Origin of the sequence: Veillonella sp. AF36-20BH (assembly GCF_003602765.1) — a bacterium.
Taxonomy (GTDB): domain Bacteria; phylum Bacillota; class Negativicutes; order Veillonellales; family Veillonellaceae; genus Veillonella; species Veillonella hominis.
Map to the genome: position 1 here is coordinate 61,895 of NZ_QTLR01000005.1, position 19,859 is coordinate 81,753.

General features: G+C 39.1%; 20 protein-coding genes. All 20 read left to right on the forward strand.

The annotated features are described in order from the left end of the window. Window positions 1-149: 149 nt before the first annotated feature. The 20 genes from DW000_RS06895 (at window position 150) to lptC (ending at window position 19,858) form a co-directional block, all read left to right on the forward strand. The gene (locus DW000_RS06895; protein ID WP_038125908.1) at window positions 150-2,318 is read left to right on the forward strand and encodes a BamA/TamA family outer membrane protein; all 2,169 of its coding nucleotides are present in this window, start codon (window positions 150-152) and stop codon (window positions 2,316-2,318) included. 106 nt (window positions 2,319-2,424) lie between these two features. Next, on the forward strand, window positions 2,425-2,913 hold the full coding sequence (locus DW000_RS06900) for an OmpH family outer membrane protein (protein WP_004695463.1): 489 nt from the start codon (window positions 2,425-2,427) through the stop codon (window positions 2,911-2,913). A 29-nt stretch (window positions 2,914-2,942) separates the two neighbouring features. Next, the gene (locus DW000_RS06905) at window positions 2,943-3,914 is read left to right on the forward strand and encodes a hypothetical protein (RefSeq protein ID WP_004695466.1); all 972 of its coding nucleotides are present in this window, start codon (window positions 2,943-2,945) and stop codon (window positions 3,912-3,914) included. 11 nt (window positions 3,915-3,925) lie between these two features. Continuing rightward, window positions 3,926-4,453 (forward strand): OmpH family outer membrane protein, encoded by a 528-nt coding sequence (locus DW000_RS06910; protein WP_004695467.1) that lies wholly within the window; start codon window positions 3,926-3,928, stop codon window positions 4,451-4,453. Between the two features lie 31 nt (window positions 4,454-4,484). Beyond that, window positions 4,485-5,516, forward strand: a complete 1,032-nt coding sequence (lpxD, locus tag DW000_RS06915) for a UDP-3-O-(3-hydroxymyristoyl)glucosamine N-acyltransferase (protein ID WP_004695469.1) — start codon at window positions 4,485-4,487, stop codon at window positions 5,514-5,516. A 6-nt stretch (window positions 5,517-5,522) separates the two neighbouring features. After that, window positions 5,523-6,425 (forward strand): lysophospholipid acyltransferase family protein, encoded by a 903-nt coding sequence (locus DW000_RS06920; protein ID WP_120055732.1) that lies wholly within the window; start codon window positions 5,523-5,525, stop codon window positions 6,423-6,425. 263 nt (window positions 6,426-6,688) lie between these two features. After that, window positions 6,689-7,528: a UDP-3-O-acyl-N-acetylglucosamine deacetylase gene (lpxC, locus tag DW000_RS06925; protein WP_120055734.1), complete on the forward strand. Its 840-nt coding sequence runs from the start codon at window positions 6,689-6,691 to the stop codon at window positions 7,526-7,528. Beyond that, entirely contained in the window at window positions 7,525-7,950 is a 426-nt protein-coding gene (gene fabZ, locus DW000_RS06930) for a 3-hydroxyacyl-ACP dehydratase FabZ (protein WP_004695477.1), read from the forward strand. The genes lpxC and fabZ overlap by 4 nt, the downstream gene beginning before the upstream one ends. Before the next feature lie 20 nt (window positions 7,951-7,970). Then, on the forward strand, window positions 7,971-8,783 hold the full coding sequence (gene lpxA / locus DW000_RS06935) for an acyl-ACP--UDP-N-acetylglucosamine O-acyltransferase (protein ID WP_004695481.1): 813 nt from the start codon (window positions 7,971-7,973) through the stop codon (window positions 8,781-8,783). Between the two features lie 330 nt (window positions 8,784-9,113). Beyond that, on the forward strand, window positions 9,114-9,950 hold the full coding sequence (gene lpxI, locus DW000_RS06940) for a UDP-2,3-diacylglucosamine diphosphatase LpxI (RefSeq protein WP_004695483.1): 837 nt from the start codon (window positions 9,114-9,116) through the stop codon (window positions 9,948-9,950). After that, on the forward strand, window positions 9,950-11,092 hold the full coding sequence (gene lpxB, locus DW000_RS06945) for a lipid-A-disaccharide synthase (protein WP_021147885.1): 1,143 nt from the start codon (window positions 9,950-9,952) through the stop codon (window positions 11,090-11,092). Before lpxI ends, lpxB begins: the two co-directional genes overlap by 1 nt. Further along, the gene (locus DW000_RS06950; RefSeq protein ID WP_024061012.1) at window positions 11,085-12,815 is read left to right on the forward strand and encodes an ABC transporter ATP-binding protein; all 1,731 of its coding nucleotides are present in this window, start codon (window positions 11,085-11,087) and stop codon (window positions 12,813-12,815) included. The genes lpxB and DW000_RS06950 overlap by 8 nt, the downstream gene beginning before the upstream one ends. Before the next feature lie 2 nt (window positions 12,816-12,817). Further along, window positions 12,818-14,122 (forward strand): 3-deoxy-D-manno-octulosonic acid transferase, encoded by a 1,305-nt coding sequence (locus DW000_RS06955; RefSeq protein ID WP_118091616.1) that lies wholly within the window; start codon window positions 12,818-12,820, stop codon window positions 14,120-14,122. A 54-nt stretch (window positions 14,123-14,176) separates the two neighbouring features. Next, window positions 14,177-15,289: a tetraacyldisaccharide 4'-kinase gene (lpxK, locus tag DW000_RS06960; protein WP_120055736.1), complete on the forward strand. Its 1,113-nt coding sequence runs from the start codon at window positions 14,177-14,179 to the stop codon at window positions 15,287-15,289. 44 nt (window positions 15,290-15,333) lie between these two features. Next, a complete protein-coding gene (gene kdsB, locus DW000_RS06965; protein ID WP_120055738.1) occupies window positions 15,334-16,065 on the forward strand; it encodes a 3-deoxy-manno-octulosonate cytidylyltransferase in 732 nt (243 codons plus the stop codon). Further along, entirely contained in the window at window positions 16,066-16,884 is an 819-nt protein-coding gene (gene kdsA, locus DW000_RS06970) for a 3-deoxy-8-phosphooctulonate synthase (protein WP_004695496.1), read from the forward strand. An 11-nt stretch (window positions 16,885-16,895) separates the two neighbouring features. Beyond that, window positions 16,896-17,867: a KpsF/GutQ family sugar-phosphate isomerase gene (locus DW000_RS06975; protein WP_004695498.1), complete on the forward strand. Its 972-nt coding sequence runs from the start codon at window positions 16,896-16,898 to the stop codon at window positions 17,865-17,867. Continuing rightward, window positions 17,867-18,388 carry an HAD hydrolase family protein gene (locus tag DW000_RS06980; RefSeq protein WP_120055739.1) on the forward strand — a complete coding sequence of 174 codons (522 nt, stop codon included), beginning with the start codon at window positions 17,867-17,869 and terminating at the stop codon, window positions 18,386-18,388. Before DW000_RS06975 ends, DW000_RS06980 begins: the two co-directional genes overlap by 1 nt. 14 nt (window positions 18,389-18,402) lie before the next feature. Beyond that, window positions 18,403-19,335: a lysophospholipid acyltransferase family protein gene (locus DW000_RS06985; RefSeq protein ID WP_004695502.1), complete on the forward strand. Its 933-nt coding sequence runs from the start codon at window positions 18,403-18,405 to the stop codon at window positions 19,333-19,335. Then, a complete protein-coding gene (gene lptC / locus DW000_RS06990; RefSeq protein WP_021147890.1) occupies window positions 19,322-19,858 on the forward strand; it encodes an LPS export ABC transporter periplasmic protein LptC in 537 nt (178 codons plus the stop codon). Before DW000_RS06985 ends, lptC begins: the two co-directional genes overlap by 14 nt. The last annotated feature ends 1 nt before the right edge of the window (window position 19,859 follow it).

The window sequence follows — 19,859 nt, forward strand, 5'->3', positions numbered from 1 at the left end:
TAGGTATGCACATTCTAGTCATATTAATTTCATAAAATTTGTTTAATATAGTACTCATTCCAAGCAATTTATGCTATAATGATAAAGATTTATTAGTCTTTATAAATAAGATGTAAACTCTTTATGGGGATGAGTTCTAGGAGGAATTTATGTTTAAACCAAAAGCTTATAAAAGTATGCTTGCAGCGTCCGTGTTGACTGCTGTCATGGGGACAGGCAGTGTATTTGCTGCTGAGGTACAAGCTGGCTATACTCCAGATTTAAATAGCACAACGACGACTAATGCTGCTACAGCAAATGATGCAGCTACTACACAAGCTGTTTATAATGCTGATGCAACTACTACAACTATACAAGATGAAACTGATGCAGCTATCTTAGCTGCTCGTGGTGATACGACTATATCTAGTGACGGCACTGTAGTAAAAGGTTCTGATGGAACTGTTACAGTCAATAATGCTGCTTTAAAAACTGATGATAAACAAGTAAAAATGGTATCTAAAACTACTGGTGGTACTGATCTTGATAAGGCTGCTGAAAATGGCCAAACTCAAGCTGTTACAACAGTAGAAGCACAATATGTCACATCTGCTAGTGCTGAATCTGTTAATCCTTACGTAGGTAAATTGATTACCGGTTTATCTATATCTGGCGTTACAGCTGAACAGCAAGCAAATTTGTTGCCAATTTTAACTGAAAAAGTTGGCGATACCGTATCTGTTGATGGCGTATTTAAAGATGTAACTAATCTTGGTAATACTGGTTACTTCTCCGAAGTAAATCCTGTATTTACTTCCGTGCCTGAAGGCGTAAAATTGGACTTTGCCGTAACAGTAAATCCAGTTACTACTGGCGTTTCCTTTGAAGGTAATACTGTATATTCCTCCGAAGTATTGACTAAGTTCATGGATATTCAACCAGGTCAAGTTCTTAACTCTGTATCCGTAGGGCAAAAAGTTCAAGGCATTAATGCTGCATATGCTCGCGATGGCTATATGTTAGCACACGTTGATGGTATCCGTGTAGATGACCAAGGCATACTTCATATACACATTGTTGAAGGTGTCGTAGAAGATATCATTCCAGCAGGTAACAAGAAAACCCGCAATAAAGTTATTACTCGTGAATTTGTTCAAAAGAAAGGAAAACCTTTTAATAAATTCTTGGTACGTCGTTCTGTAGAACGCGTATATAACTTAGGTTTCTTTGATGACGTAAACGTTCGTATGTTGCCAGGTGAACAAGATCCAAATAATGTAATTATTGAAATCGATGTATTGGAACATAAGACTGGTACCATCACATTAGGCGCTGGTTACTCTAAATCTGATGGATTGATGGGTATTGTTGAATTTGGTGAAGATAATTTACGTGGTACTGGCGATAAATTTAAAGTTCACTGGGAAATCGGTGGTAAGAAAAAATATAAGAACTACCAAATCTCCTATTTGAAACCTTGGATTGATAGCAAAGGTACATCCCTTGGCTTCTCCTTCTTCAACCGCGAAGATGAATACACAGATTACAATGAAGATGGTAGTGAAGTAGCAGAATACAATAAGAAATCTCGTGGTTTCAATATTTCCTTCGGTCGTCAAACTGGGGAATATACTCGTGATTACTTGACATTAGAATCTCGTAAAGATACTTATAAATGGGATGATGATGATAGCTCTGGTTTCCGTTATGATAAAAATGCGGGTAAAGGTACAAACTGGGATAATGGTTCCTATAACTTTGCATCTGACAACTATGTAAAAAATAACTTCGGTCGCATTAACTCCGTAACATGGCAAAAAGTATACGATTCTCGTGATAATATCTATGAACCAACTCGTGGTCGTCGTATTTCCTATACTACACAATGGGCTGGTCATGGTTTAGGCGGTGACTTCGACTTCTATAAATTCACAGCTGAAGCACGCATGTATAAAAAACTTGGTGCTAAGAATGTATTGGCATTCCGTGCACGTGGTGGCTTTATTCAAGGTGATGCTCCTTATAGCCAATTGTTCACATTGGGTGGTGCTGATTCCTTACGTGGTTATGAAGATGATCAATTCCGTGGCAAGTATATGTACAATGCTACATTGGAATTCCGTTTCCCAATCGTTAAAAAGGTTAGTGGCGTATTGTTTACTGATATCGGTGATGCATGGGATGCACCAAATGTTACATGGTATAATAGCAAGAAAACCTTTAACTATGGCGTTGGTGCTGGTGTTCGTATTACGACTCCAATTGGTCCAGTTAAACTTGACTATGGCGTGGGTAAACACAAAAATAAATTCCACTTCAGCTTCGGTACACAATTCTAATATAGTAAATGTATATGGTGAAGGCCTCTTTTTAAAGAGGCTTTCACCAATATCTCTATATGGCATCCTTTGATGCAGTGATTTAAAGAAATGAGGGCACTCTATTATGATGCGAATGATGAACAACAAGGCGAATGTAAAGATTTTTTCCATCGTCATTGCTGCAATTTTTATTGTTGGTATTGGTGCGTTAGCTTATACGCAAATGGCTTCGCCTAGTAGTAATAGTGGGACTAGTACTATTGGGGTTATTGATACATCTCGTATGTTGTCTCAAGATAATCCAATTTATATCTCTGCAGCTCAAGAATATATGAGCTATCAAAGCCAATTACAACAAGAAACGCAAGCTAAAATTGATGCAGCACAAGATGATGCTACTAAACAAAAAATCGCTGAAGAAGCGCGTCAAAACCTAGCAAAAAAAGATCAAGAAATTGCTAAATCCGTTCAAGATAAAGCTATGGAGGCTGCAAAAGCAGTTGGTGATGCTAAGGGTCTTAGCGTTGTTATGACTAAAGATACTGTACTATATGGCGGTGTTGACATTACAGATCAAGTATTGAAAAAACTAGCTACTGATGCAAAAAAATAAACTGTAGTTCTATGTAAGGGAGAACGACAATGAACGGGAAACAACGATATATAGGACTAGTCATATTTCTCGTTGCTGCAATAAGTGCTATGGTTTGGGCCTATGGCTTTGTAACAAATCGCCAACAGGGTCCTGATGGCATGTCAATAGGTGTTGTACGCATTGATGATGTACTAGAGTTTAATCCATCCTATGCGGATTATAAACAAGCCAAGAATGAACTGGAACTTTTACAACGTCAATATGAACTTGAACAACAAGCCTTAAATGCCAAGTCAGAGACACAAGATGAACAGTTGAAAACACTTGCACTGGATTCAACCTTGTCAGATGCTCTTACGGTAGAATTGCAAACTCGTATTGCAACAAAAGAAAATGAACTAAATCAGCAATTAAATTCGAAGCGCAATGAATTGACTCAAAAGTATTTAGCTGAGTTAAAGGTTAGTACTAATGAATATGATCTGGAAATCGTAAACCTTCAATTAGACTTATATGCCTATGATGCACGTGTATATATAGATGATGCACAAAGGGCGGCGGCTATGGCTGAAAAGGCTAAAAAAGAAGAAAGATTAAAAGAATTATTAGCTAAGAGAAAACCGTCGGATTTCGATGTGGATTCAATTAAAGCAAAGGTACAGGCTGAGCTTGCTCCAATGCAACAAAAAGGGCAGGAAGAGCTCAATCAATACGCTGCATCCCTACAGAAGGAATTAGCTGAGAAACGTGACTCCATGATGCAACAACAAGCACAAGCCATCATTGCTAATAATAATCTGCCTGTGGCGCAAGAGTGGAATGATACATGGGCAAAAAAACTTTCAGATAAAGAAGCTGAAGTGAGTGCACTTCATGAGGCTATTTTAGAAGATGTTCGTATGCGTGTAACAATTATTGCTGAGGAACAACATTTAGATTTAGTCATCATCGATGATGGTGGTAATATTAAAGGGCTTGATATTACTGATGCAGTGAAGGCGTCCTATCGAGTTCAATAAGGAGTTATATTATGAATAAACGTATTAAATCTTTAGTATTAAGTGCAGCTTTAGTAGCTTCTATGGCTATCTTAGGTGGTTGTGGTTCTAACAATGTTGGCTATGTGGATAGCGTGAAAGTAGCAAATAGTACTGAAAAAGGTATTGAAATTACTAAAGAGATTAACGCTAAAAAAGCGGAATTAGATGCTAAAATTGCTGCTGCTGATGAAGCATCTAAACAAAATGTATTTAACCAAGCGAATCAAGAATTAAATGCCTTTGCAAATGCAAAAGCACAAGAATACCGTCAATATCAAGAACAAAAAATCAATGAACTTGTGAAAGAAAAAAAACTTGATGTTATTATTGAAAAAGGCGCTGTTGTTGGTGGTGGCTCTGATGTAACCGATGATTTGATCACAAAAATGGGTAAGGCTTCTGACGATCAAATCAAAGAAGTTGAAAACGCAGCTAAAGCTCAAGAGCAACAAGATGCTCAGCAAAATGCACAGCAAGCAGATCAAGCTACAACAAGTACAACTGAAGCTGCACAATAATTGAGGATTACCACAGGGGGAGGAGTTTGCCTTGGAAAAAACTTTACAGGAACTCGCAAATTTAGTAGGCGGTCAACTTATAGGGGATGAGTCTATTGTCATTACTGAGACACGTAGCTTTGAACAAGCGGTAAAACAATCCATAACTTTTGCAATTGGTGAATATGTTGAACATATTGCGTTATGCCAAGCGGGTGCTGTTATCGTTGAATCAGAAGTAAAAAATGCACCGATGGCGCAAATCGTAGTTGATAATGCAAAATCTGCATTTGCCCAAGTGCTAGAAGTATTCCATCCACCTGTTGTAGTTCCCCGTGAAGTGCATAGTACTGCTATTATTGGCAAGAATGTTACACTTGGTAAAAATGTAGCTATTGGTGCCTATTGTGTTATTAATGATAATGCTGTTATCGGTGATAATGTAACGATTCGACCTTATGTATATATTGGTCATAATGTACGAATTGGGGAAGATTCTGACATCTATGCGGGTGCTATCGTACATGAGAACTGTATTTTGGGTAAACGCGTTGTATTGCGTGCTAAAGCAGTTATCGGTGGTGAAGGTTTTGGTTTTGCCACAGAAAATGGTATTCATACGCATATTCCTCAAGTAGGCAATGTTATTCTTGAAGATGATGTAGAAATTGGCTCTTGCACTACTATCGACAATGCTACAATGGGATCTACCTTGGTACGCCGCGGTACCAAAATTGACAATCTTGTTCACCTTGGCCACAATGTTGAGATTGGAGAAGATTGTTTCTTAATCGCACAGGTTGGGATTGCAGGTAGTACAAAATGTGGTAACCATGTAATCTTTGCAGGACAAACAGGCTGTACAGGTCATATTACAATTGGAGATAATGTACAATTTGCAGGTAAAACAGGAATTACTGGCAATGTGCCTTCTAATTCTGTTATGGCTGGGTATCCAATGAGACCTCATAAAGAGTGGCTAAAATTGGCTGCTTACGAGAATCGTTTGCCAGAAATGGTGAAAACTGTAAAACAATTACAAAAAGAAATTGACGCTTTGAAAGCACAGCTTAAGGAGAGCTAATAATCCATGTATAGGTTTATGAAAATCTTTAGTGCCTTTATTTGCTTATTACCTAAAGGTTTGCAATATGCTATTGGTACATTGCTTGGTGAAATTGCGTGGTTAGTGGTGCCACCTAAACGCAAGCGCTTGGCGATAGGCCAAATTTTATTCTGTAATATTACAGATGATCCTAAAGAAGCTCGACGTATTGCGAAAGCTAGTACTACACGCTTTGGCCGTATGATTATTGATGTATTGCGCTATCCTGAAATTAAAGATGGCGCATACAAAGATATGGTGGAGTTTATTAATCGAGAGTACTTAGATGATGCCTTAGAAAATGGTCGAGGTGCAATTTTAGCTGCTGTTCATAGTGGTAACTGGGAACTTTTAGGTGGCGTTCTTGCTTCTGAAGGATATCCGCTGATTTCTGTGGCTATGAAACAGAATGGTGATGCCGATAAGTTTATCAATGAATATCGTCGGATTATGCATCAACATGTGACCTATAAAACAGGTGTTCGTGAAATGATTAATGAACTAAAAAAAGGTGCATTTTTAGGCCTTATTATGGATCAGGACCCTGGTGATGATGGCGTTCTTGCACCATTCTTTGGCTATGAAACATTGACGGCTGCGGGGCCAGCTGTACTGGCTCGTATGCAAGATGTGCCTATTATTTTTGTAACCATACACTATAGCCCGTTTTCTGAGAAATATGAGATTGAAGCACATCCACCAATTTATGTGGAACGTACAGATGATAAAAAGCGTGATATAGCGGTAACAACAACTCGTCTAAATGAGTTTATTGAAGATTATATTCGACGATATCCTGAAGATTGGTTCTGGCTTCATAACCGTTGGAAATGGACTCGTCGTTTTTATGGTGAACAAATAGATACACCACCTGATGTTTTTCAATAGTTAATAATTTTAAAGAGATTTTGTTTATGCGATTGTGGAATCTTCAAGATGAAACTGATTCCTACTAGCATGGATGAAATCTCTTTTTATTTTATAACTTATAACTTAGTGTTTAAAAATAATCTATTAAAATTTTAAAGACTAAGAATAGTCTTTCCAATTAGCGTAATATATGGTAAATTTCTTGTAACGCCTATGCAAATAGGGTATAATACATATTGGTGTATAGTAAACGTGAATTCGGATTATGAAAGGACATTCTTATGAGTAAGCCACAACAAACAATAAAAAAGGCTGTTTCATATCAAGGGATTGGCCTTCATAGCGGTGAACCAGTACATATGGTTTTTAAGCCTGCACCTGAAGATACAGGAATTGTGTTTGTCCGCACGGACATTGAAGGGCATCCTTCTGTGCGAGCACACATTGATAATGTGACGAACACTATGCGCGCTACCACGCTGGAAAATGGTGAAGCAAAGGTATTTACTGTTGAACATGTGATGGCAGCGTTCAGTGCTATGAATATTGATAACTGTTATATTGAAATGGATTCTCCAGAACCTCCTGTAGGTGATGGTAGTAGTGCTATTTTTGTCAATCTTATTGAAGAGGCTGGCATTGAAGAACAAATAGCATCGCGTCATATATACAAAGTGACTCGATCTCATGCTGTTTATGATGGGGATCGTTTTATTGTGATTTTGCCATATGCTGGCTATCGCATGACTTTTACATCAATTAACAGCCATCCGTTACTTGGTACGCAACAATGTGATTTTGAAGTATCGCCTGAGTATTTCAAAGCACACATTGGACCGGCTAGGACTATCGGATTTATGAAGGAATTGGAACAATTACAGGCCATGGGGCTTGCAAAAGGCGGTAGCCTAGATAATGCATTAGTCTATGATGATGAGAAATGTCTATCTATACCACGCTTTGAGGATGAATTAGTTCGCCATAAAGCATTAGATGTTATAGGGGATTTATTCTTGTTAGGACCGATTGAAGGCCATGTAATTGCTTTGAAATCGAGTCATGAATTAAATTCAAGATTGGCTCGCAGTATAATGGAAGAAATAAGGGAGACACAGCCATGATTCTTAATCACGAAGATATTTTAGAAATTTTACCTCATCGTTACCCAATGCTTTTGGTTGATCGTATTGTTGAGTTAGAACCTATGAAACGTGCTGTGGGTATTAAAAATGCTACATTTAACGAATTGTTCTTCCAAGGTCACTTTCCAGGGAACCCCGTTATGCCAGGTGTATTATTGACTGAAGCTATTGCTCAAGTCGGTGGTATTGCATTATTGTACCCTGAGGAAAATCGTGGTCTTACTCCTATGTTTACAGGTATTGATAAAGTGCGTTTCCGCCATCCTGTAAAACCTGGCGATCAAGTTCGCATGGAGGTAGATATTGTTAAAATTAAAGGTAAAATGGGCAAGGTTGAAGGCCGTGCCTATGTTGGCGACAAATTGTGCGCTAGCGGTGAATACATGTTTGCCCTTGTATAATAGAATGAGGAGTGATTGTAGTGATAGTTGTAGGCATGGAAAATGCGGAATCCAACATCCATAGTACAGCCATAGTCCATCCAAATGCTAAATTGGGCAAAGATGTAATCGTAGGTCCTGGCGCTGTTATCGGCGAACATGTCGAGATTGGCGATGGCACACAAATCGGTGCACATGTTGTAATTGGTGGTTGGACAACCATTGGTAAGCGTTGTGAAATTTATCCTAACGCATCTATTGGGTTGGAACCGCAAGATTTAAAATTTAAAGGCGAAAAAAGCTATTGTAATATTGGCGATGAAACGGTTATTCGTGAATTCGTAACTATTAGCCGCGCTACTGGTGAAGGTGAAGAAACACGTGTAGGCAATAATTGTTTACTTCAAGCCTGTACACATGTGGCTCATAACTGTATCGTTGGTAATAATGTAATAATGAGTAATTGTGCTGGTCTTGCAGGGCACGCTATCGTTGAAGATCGCGTGGTTATTGGCGGCCTTGCAGGTATTCATCAATTTGTTAAAATCGGTCGTAATGCAATGGTTGGCGGGATGGCTAAGGTGGTACAAGATATCCCACCTTACGTAATTGCTGATGGTCAACCGGCACGTGTTATCGGTCTAAACTCTGTAGGCTTATCTCGTGCAGGAATTTCCGAAGATGTACGACGTGATTTGAAACAGGCATTCCGTATTATTTATCGTTCTGGATTCAGCTTATCTAAGGCGATTGAAGAAATGGAATTACAATTGGATTCTTCCGTAGAAATTGAAAATTTATTACGCTTCCTACGCAATGCTGATAGGGGAATTATGCGTACTCGTCGCGACTAATTATGAGGACCTCGTACAATGTACGAGGTCTTTTTGTGTGCATTATTACTAGTTGAGTTTTATATCAATGATTAATTTACATTATATTTTTATATTTATAGAAAAGTTTTGATAGATATAATCGTAGATTTTTTAGTGCTTAAAAGGAATAAGGGAATTATAATAAAATGATGAAGAAAAGGGCATAAACCATGGCTTTTTAATGGTAAAAAGTAGCTATTTATAGTACAATATATTGTATATGATTATGTCTATTTTTAGGCCTTTTCATAGGGAACTTGAAATTACTAATTGATATATAGGCCGTGAGGCCATCTAGGAGGTATAGTCTTGGCAAAGGTAGGATTAATTGCGGGCATAGGTGTTTTGCCTGTAGAATTCATGCGTGCCGCTCATGTATTGGGCCACGAGGTGGTTGTTATCGGTGTGGTACCTGATATAGACCCGGCTCTAAAGGCTGAGGCTGATGCTTTCTACGATATTGGTGTTGCTAAACTAGGTAAAATCTTCAAAACCTTGAAAAAAGAAGAGGTTGAAGAGTTAACCATGCTTGGGAAAGTTACTAAAGAGATTCTTTTTAAAGGTCTTACGTTTCCTGATTTAAAAACATTAGGTGTTTTAAAGCGTCTTAAAAATCGTAAAGATGATACGATTATGCTTGCCATCGTTGATGAAATAGAGCGAGAAGGCTTTAAAGTATTAGATCAAACCGTATACTTAAAACCATTTATGCCAAAGGTTGGAGTGCTTTCAAAAGCACAACCTACAGATGAGCAATGGGCTGATATTTGTTTTGGTTTTGAACTAGCTAAACAAATGGGTGCCCTTGATATAGGTCAAACTGTTGTTGTTAAGCATAAGGCGGCCATGGCTATTGAAGCTATTGAAGGTACTGATAAGTGTATTTTACGAGGTGGCGAGCTCGGCCGTGGGGATGCGGTTGTTGTTAAAACCGAAAAACCAAATCAAGATGTACGCTTTGATGTGCCGGCAGTAGGCATAAAAACGCTCATGTCTATGATTGATAGTGGTTGTAAGGTACTAGCTGTAGAAGCGGAAAAGACTATTTTCGTACAACAACAAGACGTGCTTGATATGGCAGATCGTCATGGTATTGTTATCTGTGCTGTTGACCAAGAATTTGTAAATTCCAGAAAGGATGCATAATGAAAGTCATGTTTTCCGCCGGTGAAGCTTCCGGCGATACTCATGCGGCAAGTGTAGCCAATGCATTGAGAGAAATAGATCCTTCTGTAGAAATGTTTGGTATGGGTGGCACCTTGATGGAGCGTGCTGGTGTTCGTATCGTGTATGATATTAAGAATCTTGGTGTCATTGGTATTGTAGAGATTGTGAAATCATTGCCAAAATTCTTTAAGTTGCGCACGTATTTGAAACGCGTCATGATGAAGGAGAAACCGGATATTCTCGTTTGTGTAGATTACCCAGGTTTTAATATGAAATTAGCTGCGGTGGCTCATGAACTGGGGATTCCTGTTTTGTATTATATTGCTCCAACGATTTGGGCATGGCATAGTAGTCGAGGTAATACAATCCGTAAGTATGTAACTAAGGTAGCATCTATCTTTCCATTTGAAGCTGAAGCATATCGCAAGTATAAATGTAATGTAGATTTTGTAGGGCATCCTTTACTCGACATCGTACATCCTACGATGACTAAGGATGCGGCCGAAGCATACTTTGGGGCTCGCAAAGAGGCTAAAAAGGTATTGCTCATGCCTGGCAGTCGTAAACAAGAGGTTTTATCCTTACTTGATACGATGTTAAAAAGTGGTGAGCAATTGATGGCGAAGCATGACGATATTCAATTCTTCTTGCCTCGAGCACATACAATTGATCGAAGTGAGCTAGAAGCGTTTATCGATTCTCATAAGGTGCCTGTTACGATTACGGAAGACCATACATATGACTTGATGCAGATTTGTGATGTGTGCCTTGCTGCATCAGGAACGGCTACATTAGAAACGGCGATGATGGAATTGCCAACGGTATTATTGTATCGTGTATCTCCAATTACGTATGGTATTGGTAAGATGGTTGTGAATGTAACACATGTGGGCTTGCCTAATATTGTAGCGGGTAAAGAAGTCATTCCCGAATTATTACAAGATGCTGTCACTCCAGACGCAATTGTGTCTTTGGTAGAACCATTGCTCAGAGATGTAGACAAAAATGAAGCTATGCGCAGTGAATTGCGCGAAGTACGTCATAAATTAGGTGAGCCGGGTGCAGTAAAACGGGTAGCACATCTTGTATATAATCTCGGTAAGGAGAAATGTAATGAATAGTTATTCTAGGCTCTTATACTTTGTAAAGCCTTATTATAAGCGAATGCTTTTTGCAGTGTTCTGCATGATTGTCGCTGCTGCTGCCTATTTGGTAGTACCTTGGCTAATTAAGAATGTAGTAGACCAAGTATTAGATGAAAAGAATATGTTTATGTTGAACCTCATTGTAGGTGCTATTATACTCATTTTCCTAATTCGTGGCTTTGCTACCTATGGTCAAACTTATAACATGTCCTACATCGGACAGCGCGTGATTATCGATGTACGCGAGGCTATTTTTAATCATCTACAAAAATTAAGCTTATCCTATTTCGATCGTCGTAAGACGGGCGTTATCATGAGTAATCTTACAAATGACGTAGCTGCATTGCAAACGGCCGTGGTAGATAACTTGATTTCTTTTATCACTGAATCTGTAACACTTATCGGTTCCTTGGTGTCCATGCTTCTCATTGACTGGAAATTGACGTTAGTTACTTTTATTACGGTTCCCGTAGTTTTAGTGATTATCAATGTTTTTGGTAAGAAGCTTCGCGTGGCGGGGCATGATGTCCAAGGGCGTGTAGCTGATATTACGGCACTTTTACAAGAGGTAATTAGTGCAGTTCGCGTTGTAAAATCCTTTGCTCGTGAAGATTTTGAGCGTAAGCGCTTTGAAGATGAAAATGATCGCAATTTTAAAGCAGTTATCAAAGCTACTAAATTGACTAGCTTGTTAAGCCCAATGGTTGAGTTTTCTGCGGCAATCGCTGTAGCGGTCATCCTTTGGTACGGTGGTTACTCCGTAGTAACAGGTGCTATTACTGCAGGTTCTTTGATTGCCTTCTTGATTTATGCTATTAACTTGTCGAATCCCGTAAAACGTTTGAGTCAAGTATATGGTAATATTCAAAAGGCGTTGGCTGCTGCTGATCGTGTATTTGAAATTTTAGATACTAAAACAGATGTTGTGGAGAAACCTGATGCTATTACATTGCCTGCTATTACCGGCAATGTGGAGTTTAATGATGTTTCTTTCTCCTATGATGGAGAAAAGGCTGCCTTAGAACATTTTACCTTGTCTGTTAAGGCTGGTGAAAGTGTGGCCCTCGTTGGTCCATCTGGTGCAGGTAAGACAACTCTCGCGAACTTACTACCTCGTTTCTATGATGTAACAGGTGGTTCTATTACAATTGATGGTTACGATATAAAAGATGTTACTTTTAAATCCTTGCGTGAACAAATTGGTCTTGTACCACAGGAAACCGTATTATTCAATGCTACAATTAAAGAGAATATCTTGTATGGCCGTTTAGATGCTACTGATGAAGACGTGTATGAAGCGGCTAAAGCGGCTAACGTACTTGAGTTCGTTGAGAAGATGCCTGATGGTCTCGATACAATTGTAGGCGAACGAGGCAGTTCATTATCTGGTGGACAACGTCAACGCGTTGCCATCGCACGCGCTATTTTAAAAGACCCTCGTATTTTAATTCTAGATGAAGCTACATCTGCTTTAGATACAGAGAGTGAAAAACTTGTACAAGAGGCGTTAGATCGCCTTATGAAAGGGCGTACGGCATTTGTTATTGCCCATCGATTGAGCACTGTTCAAAATGCTCATCAAATTGTTGTACTCAATCAAGGCCGCTTGGTAGAGCAGGGGACTCACCAAGAGCTATTAGCTATTGACGGCGGATTGTACAACCATCTTTATTCCGTTCAATTCTCCAATAAAGGATAACCATGTACTGGATATATAACGTATTGCTCATATTCTATTGGATTGGCTTGATTCCGGTTATTTTATACCGACTTGCCTTTGAAGATGGATTTTATGAGCGTATCAAACAGAGTGCAGGCTATATGCCAGCTTCACTATTAAAGAAAATTGAAGGGCGTCGTGCTATTTGGATTCACGCCGCTTCTGTAGGGGAAATTGTGGCTACCAGTCCATTGGTAAAAGAAGTCAAAAAGGAGTTTCCAGAAGCTGTTGTAGTTGTGTCTGTAGTTACTGCTACTGGTCATGCTATGGCTCATCGTATCATTCCTGAAGCAGAAGGAATTATTTTCTTTCCCCTTGATTTACCATATTTAACTCGTAAAATTTTACATATTATTAAGCCGATTACTATTTTACTTGTAGAAACTGAAATCTGGCCAAACTTCTTACGTATCGCCGAATCGGAAAATATTCCAGTTATGATGGTTAATGGACGCATTTCAGATCGCAGTATGAAACGTTATAAGTATATCAGTGCTTTTACACGTGAAATGTTACGTTCTATTGAGCGTTTTTGCATGCAGTCCAAATTTGATGCGGCGTATATTGAAAGTTTAGGTGCTCATACACCTGATATTACCGTAACAGGTAATATGAAATACGATCAAACATATGCCACCGTATCATATGAAGAAAAACAAGCTCTTCTCGATGAATTTGGCTTTGGGAATAATCATCCTATCATTATTGCAGGTAGTACTCACAAAGGTGAAGAAGAGGCTATTTTTGAAACCTTCAAGCAAGTATTGAAAGAGTATCCACAAGCTCGTTTATTGATTGCACCTCGTGAGATTTATCGCGGTCATGATGTGCAAAATATTGCAAAGCGTTATGAATTGAGTGCTATTTGTCGTAGCGATATGAAGGAGCCTGTTCACGAAGGCATTCCCGTTGTTGTTTTAGATACCATTGGTGAACTTGGACGACTGTATAGCTTAGGCGATATTATCTTTGTTGGTGGTTCCCTTGTTAAAACTGGAGGCCATAATATTTTGGAACCAGCTGCACATGGTAAGCCAATTTTGGTTGGGCCTCATATGTTTAACTTTAAAGAAATTTTCGCCTTATTAAACTCTCGAAATGCTTGTGAGCAAGTGAAGAATGGAAAAGAGTTAACCGCTATGGTCTTGCGGTTATGTAATGATAGAGACTTGGCTAAAAAGATGGGGCAAAATTGCATGGATATCATTAAAGAAAATCGTGGTGCTACGCGACGTAATACACAAGAGTTGCGTTTGCTATTTGAGAAACATCAAATTATTCCGTAGTAAGACTAAATTTGTAGATTAGTTTACTGTATTACATAATAGGAGGCGTCACCTATGAGTGGGGAAGCATTATTCAAATCCATCGTTAGTGGTGAAGATCAATCCGTATTAGGTGATATAGCTCGCTCCAGTTTAGGCCTTTTGAGTAAAGGTTATGAGAAAGCTGTATCAATACGCAATGCTCGATTTGATGAGGGTAAAGGCGTTACGAAAGTTACAGTGCCTGTAATCAGCGTTGGCAACATTACGGCTGGTGGTACTGGAAAAACACCGATGGTGCGATTTATTTGTGATGTGCTTACTCAGAAGGGCCTTCATCCTACTGTTCTTAGTCGTGGGTACCGTGCAGAAGATAATAACAAAAATATTATTATTTCTAAAGACGGAACAATGCTTGTAGAGCCATCTATCAGTGGTGATGAGGCTTGGTTACTGGCTAAGGTTTTACAAAAATCCAATGTAATTATTGGACGTGAACGTTCCAAATCTGCAGAAATCGCTATTAATGAGCTAGGTGCCGATTGTCTTATTATGGATGATGGATTTCAACATCGTGCACTAGCAAGAGATATTGATATTGTACTAATTGATGCATCCAATCCGTTTGGCTATGAACATGTGTTGCCACGGGGACTATTACGTGAACCCCTTAGTGGTTTACAGCGCGCGGATATTATCGTTCTTACTAAGGTTGATCAAGTAGCACCAGGTATTGTATCCGGCATTCGAAAGCGATTAACTCAGATGATTCCCAATATACCTGTCTATGAAACAACCCATAAACCGCAATTTATGTACACCTTAGATGAGTGGGCTAATGGTTCTGTTGGGGCTTCTGTAGATGCTTACAAGGAACAACGCATTATGGCTGTAAGTGGAATTGGAAACCCTCAATCCTTTACACAAACGTTAACTGATGTAGGGTATAACGTTGTTCATACCTTGCCATTTGGAGATCATCATGACTTTTCAAATGATGATGTAGTTGAGATTTGGAAACAAGCATTTGCTCATCAAGCTGATGCTATTTGCATTACAGAAAAGGATGCAGTTAAGTTAAGTCAGTTGCATGCAATTGAAGACTTGGAAATACCGATTCTGGTGCTATCTATAGGGATTGAGTTTGTTTCTGGAAAACAAGAATTCATAGAAAATTTAGAGATTTAGTGTATAATAATAAGATACACGAATAACAGAAATGGGGTTTTATCGTGAAGTTTGGATGTGTTATTCCTGCGCGTTATGGTTCTACAAGATTACCGGGCAAACCATTAGCTGATATTGCAGGTAAACCTATGATTGAACGGGTTTATGCAAGGGTATCACAAGCTACAAAGACCGTATGTACAATTGTAGCCACTGATGATAACCGCGTATATTCTGCAGTACAACAGTTTGGGGGAACTGTTATGATGACAGATCCTAATCACCCTACAGGGACGGATCGATTAGCAGAGGTTGCTAGTCATTATACAGACTTAGATGTTGTTATCAATGTCCAAGGTGATGAACCGATGATTGATCCAAATCTTATTGATGACTTGGCACGTCTATTTGAGGAAGATCCAAACTTGCAGATGGCCACAGTAGCTACTCCTTTATTAGAGGAAGAGTACGAGGAGCCATCAGCGGTAAAGGTCATTTTAAATAATCGTAATGATGCGATGTATTTTTCTAGATCTTTAATCCCATATCCTCGCCATGACTTTGTGCGTCTGCCACTAAAACATATTGGCATCTATGCATATCGTAGAGAGTTCTTATTAAACTATGCTAAGATGGAGCCAACTCCGGCGGAGCAAACAGAATCTCTAGAACAATTACGTGCTCTAGAAAACGGTTATACAATTCGTGTTATTCTAACAAATAAACGATTTATCGGTGTTGATACACCTGAAGACTTAGCTCGTGTTAATGCAATTTACGAGCAAGAGGAGAAATAAATGAAAACAGTTCAAATTAAAGATATTACTGTGGGTGGCGGCAAGGGTTTATTTGTCCTTGCAGGTCCATGTGTTATTGAGGACTATGACCGCACATTAGCTATCGGTAAACGAGCAAAAGAGATATGCGAACGTTTAGGTGTTCCTTATATTTTTAAAGCTTCCTTTGATAAAGCTAATCGCTCTAGCTTTAACTCCTTCCGTGGACCAGGTCTTGAGGAAGGGTTAAAAATGCTTGCTTCTATTAAGAAGGAACTCAATGTGCCCGTTGTCAGTGACATTCATTCTATCGAGCAAATTGAACCTGCAGCTGAAGTATTAGATATTCTACAAATTCCAGCTTTTTTATGCCGTCAAACTGATCTTGTTTACGGCGCTGCTAAAACTGGTAAATGCGTAAATGTTAAAAAAGGTCAATTCATGGCTCCTAAGGACATGGAAAATGTTCTTAATAAAATGAAAGAAACAGGTAATGAAAATCTTATGCTTACCGAACGTGGTTTTAGTTTTGGTTATAACAACCTCGTAGTTGACATGAGATCGTTCCCAATTATGCGTTCTTTCGACTATCCGGTAATCTTTGATGCTACTCATAGCGTTCAATTACCAGGTGGTGCAGGGACTAAATCTAGTGGTAACCGTGAATTTGTACCAAATTTGGCACGTGCGGCTGTGGCTAGTGGTGTAGATGGACTATTCTTTGAAGTGCACGATAATCCTGAGGAAGCATTGTCTGATGGTCCTAATATGTTGTATTTGGATCAATTCGAAGATGTGCTTCGTGATTTAGTAGCTATTGATAAAATCGTAAAAGGTTAGGGGCGGTATTTGTGACTATTTTAGAACAAGCGGCACAGGTGCTTCATGAGGAAGCTCGTGCTATTGAAGAATTAAGTTCTCGTTTGGATCACAATTTTGTAAATGCTGTAAATATGATTTTGGCTTGTAAGGGCCGTGTAGTATGTACAGGAATGGGAAAATCTGGTCATATTGGTCGTAAAATTGCGGCTACCTTGGCTAGTACAGGGACACCGGCACTTTTTATGCATCCTGGTGAAGGCGTGCATGGTGATCTTGGTATGATTACTGAAGATGATGTAGTGTTAGCCTTTTCTAATAGTGGTGAAACAGGAGAAATTATAAGTATTTTGCCGTCTCTGCGCCGCATAGGGGCTAAATTAATCTGTGTTGTAGGGAAACCAGAGTCTACATTAGCAAAAAATTCTGATATTGTATTGTTGGCAGAGGTAGAACGAGAAGCTTGCCCATTAGGTTTAGCACCTACTACAAGTACTACTGTTGCCCTAGCACTAGGTGATGCGTTAGCAGTATGTTTATTGGAACGCCATCATTTTACTCCAGAAAACTTTGCTGTATTCCATCCAGGTGGTTCCTTAGGTCGCAAATTATTGTTGACTGTAGAAAATATCATGCATGGTGGCGAGGATAATCCAACAGTATTTAAAGGGGCTACCGTTCGTGATGCACTCTTTGTAATGACAGAAAAAGGGTTAGGTGCTACAAATGTAATTGATGAAGAAGGACATTTGTTAGGTCTAGTGACTGATGGTGATGTTCGACGTGGACTTGATTCTGGTAGCAATTTTTTAGAATGGCCCGTAGAGGATATGATGACGTCTATGCCGCGTACGATTACCAAGGATAAATTGGCCGCAGAAGCGCTTCATTTAATGGAGAAAAATCAACCTCGCCCTATCACCGTATTACCAGTGGTTGATACTAATAATGTATGTCTTGGCATTGTTCACATTACCGATTTATTGCGTAGAGGCATTGTATAATGAATATTCAATGGATTGTTCTCGATGTTGATGGAGTTTTATCAGATGGCACTCTAATTTATACATCGACTGGAGAAGAGCTCAAAGCCTTTTCTGTAAAAGATGGTTTAGGCTTGACTGCGGCTCGTAAATCAGGGATAAAGTTAGCAATTATTACGGCTCGCGTATCTCCGATGGTAGAGCGTCGTGCAAAGGAATTGCACTTTGATGAACTTCTTATGGGGCATGCTAATAAAACTGAAGGATTAAGAGCTCTTTGTAAAAAACATCAAATCGACTTAGCTTCGGTTGCTTACATGGGGGATGATCTTAATGATTTAGGAGCTCTTCAACTCGTAGGTTTGCCGATGGCACCAAACAATGCGGTATTAGAGGTTAAATCATTAGCTAAATTTATTTCTAACGCAAATGGTGGTCATGGTGCCGTTAGAGAGGCTGTAGAATATATCTTGAAGAATCAAGGTTTATGGGATTCTGTTGTTGCAGATTATGCGCGAGAGGCCCATGCTCATGGACAATAAAGGAGGTGGGCAGAATGAATAACGAATGGCAATACCATTTAGTTAAAGGCATTAGTTGGCTTGTTTGTCGACTACCATACAAGCTCATTTTGCTCATAGGCGCTTGTTTAGGTCCTGTATATGGGCTAATAGCGAAGAAGCAAAAGCTTAGAGGCATAAATAATATTAAAATTGGCATGAACATGAATGATCAAGAGGCGGAACAATTAATTAATAAGTTGTTCAAGAATCTCGGTCGCAGTGTTATGGAAGTATTGTACATGCCAAACCTGACGAAATCCTTTATCAATAAACATATAGAGATGCGTGGTGTTGAACATTTAGAAAAGGCCATTGCTGAAGATAAGGGGGTTATCGTTCTTACAGGTCATGTAGGCAACTGGGAATGGATGGGGGCTGCTATGGCGGCTCATGGATACCCTTCCACTACAATTGTTAAGAAACAACCTAATGCTCAATTCACACGCCTTATGAATGAATATCGTGAGATGGTGGGGCTTGACGTATTTGCTAGTGGTGGTAACGAAATCGTTTCTGCTGCTAAGGCTTTAAAAAAGAAAAAACTTCTTGGATTCTTAGCTGACCAAGATGGATATATAAATGGTTTACCAGTTCCGTTTTTGGGACAAGATTCATCAGCTGTTATGGGACCAGCCACATTTGCAAAGAAATTTGGCTCCCCTGTAGTACCTATTTTTGCATCTCGTAAGCCTGAAGGAGGACATATCGTTCATATCTTGCCGGCATTACATTATGAGGAAACTGGTGATGAAGATGTTGATATGTATCGTCTAACTGAAGCCTGTGTACGTGTTACAGAAGACTTTATTCGTGAACATCCAGATGAGTGGCTTTGGTTCCAGCATCGTTGGATGACTAAGATGGATCAAATTATTGATTACGATAAGAAGATAGCTATACGGGAGAGAGCACATGAAAAACAATAAAAAGTTAATTGCCATTGTGGTCGCTATAGTATTAGCTCTAATCGGTCTTATTGTATTTATTATGAAAGACTCTAATGAGGCTACTTCCACTCAAAATCAAAGTGGACAACTCGTTAATTTCCAAGGTGCGGACTTGCAAGAGGAAAAGGATGGCAAGCTAGTATGGGCATTATCGGCTGAGAAGATTGAATATGACCCGCGTACAAAAGCTATCGTTCTGACCAATTTGAAAGGTCTGTTCTATCAAGATGATGTGACTACTACGATTACAGCTCCTCATGCTGTACTGACGGGGGATCGAAACTCTCTTGATATTGATCAAGGCGTTACTGCTACTAATACGGAGGGTGCAGAATTTAAAACTGAGGCCCTTCATTTTGATAACAAAACGAAAACATTGACATCTAAAACGGCTTTCACTTATAACAGCAAGGATGTAACCCTTACAGGTGACAAACTTGAGGGCAATATGTCCTTAAAAATTATTAAAGCCATTGGACATGCGAAATTAACAAAGAAGTAAT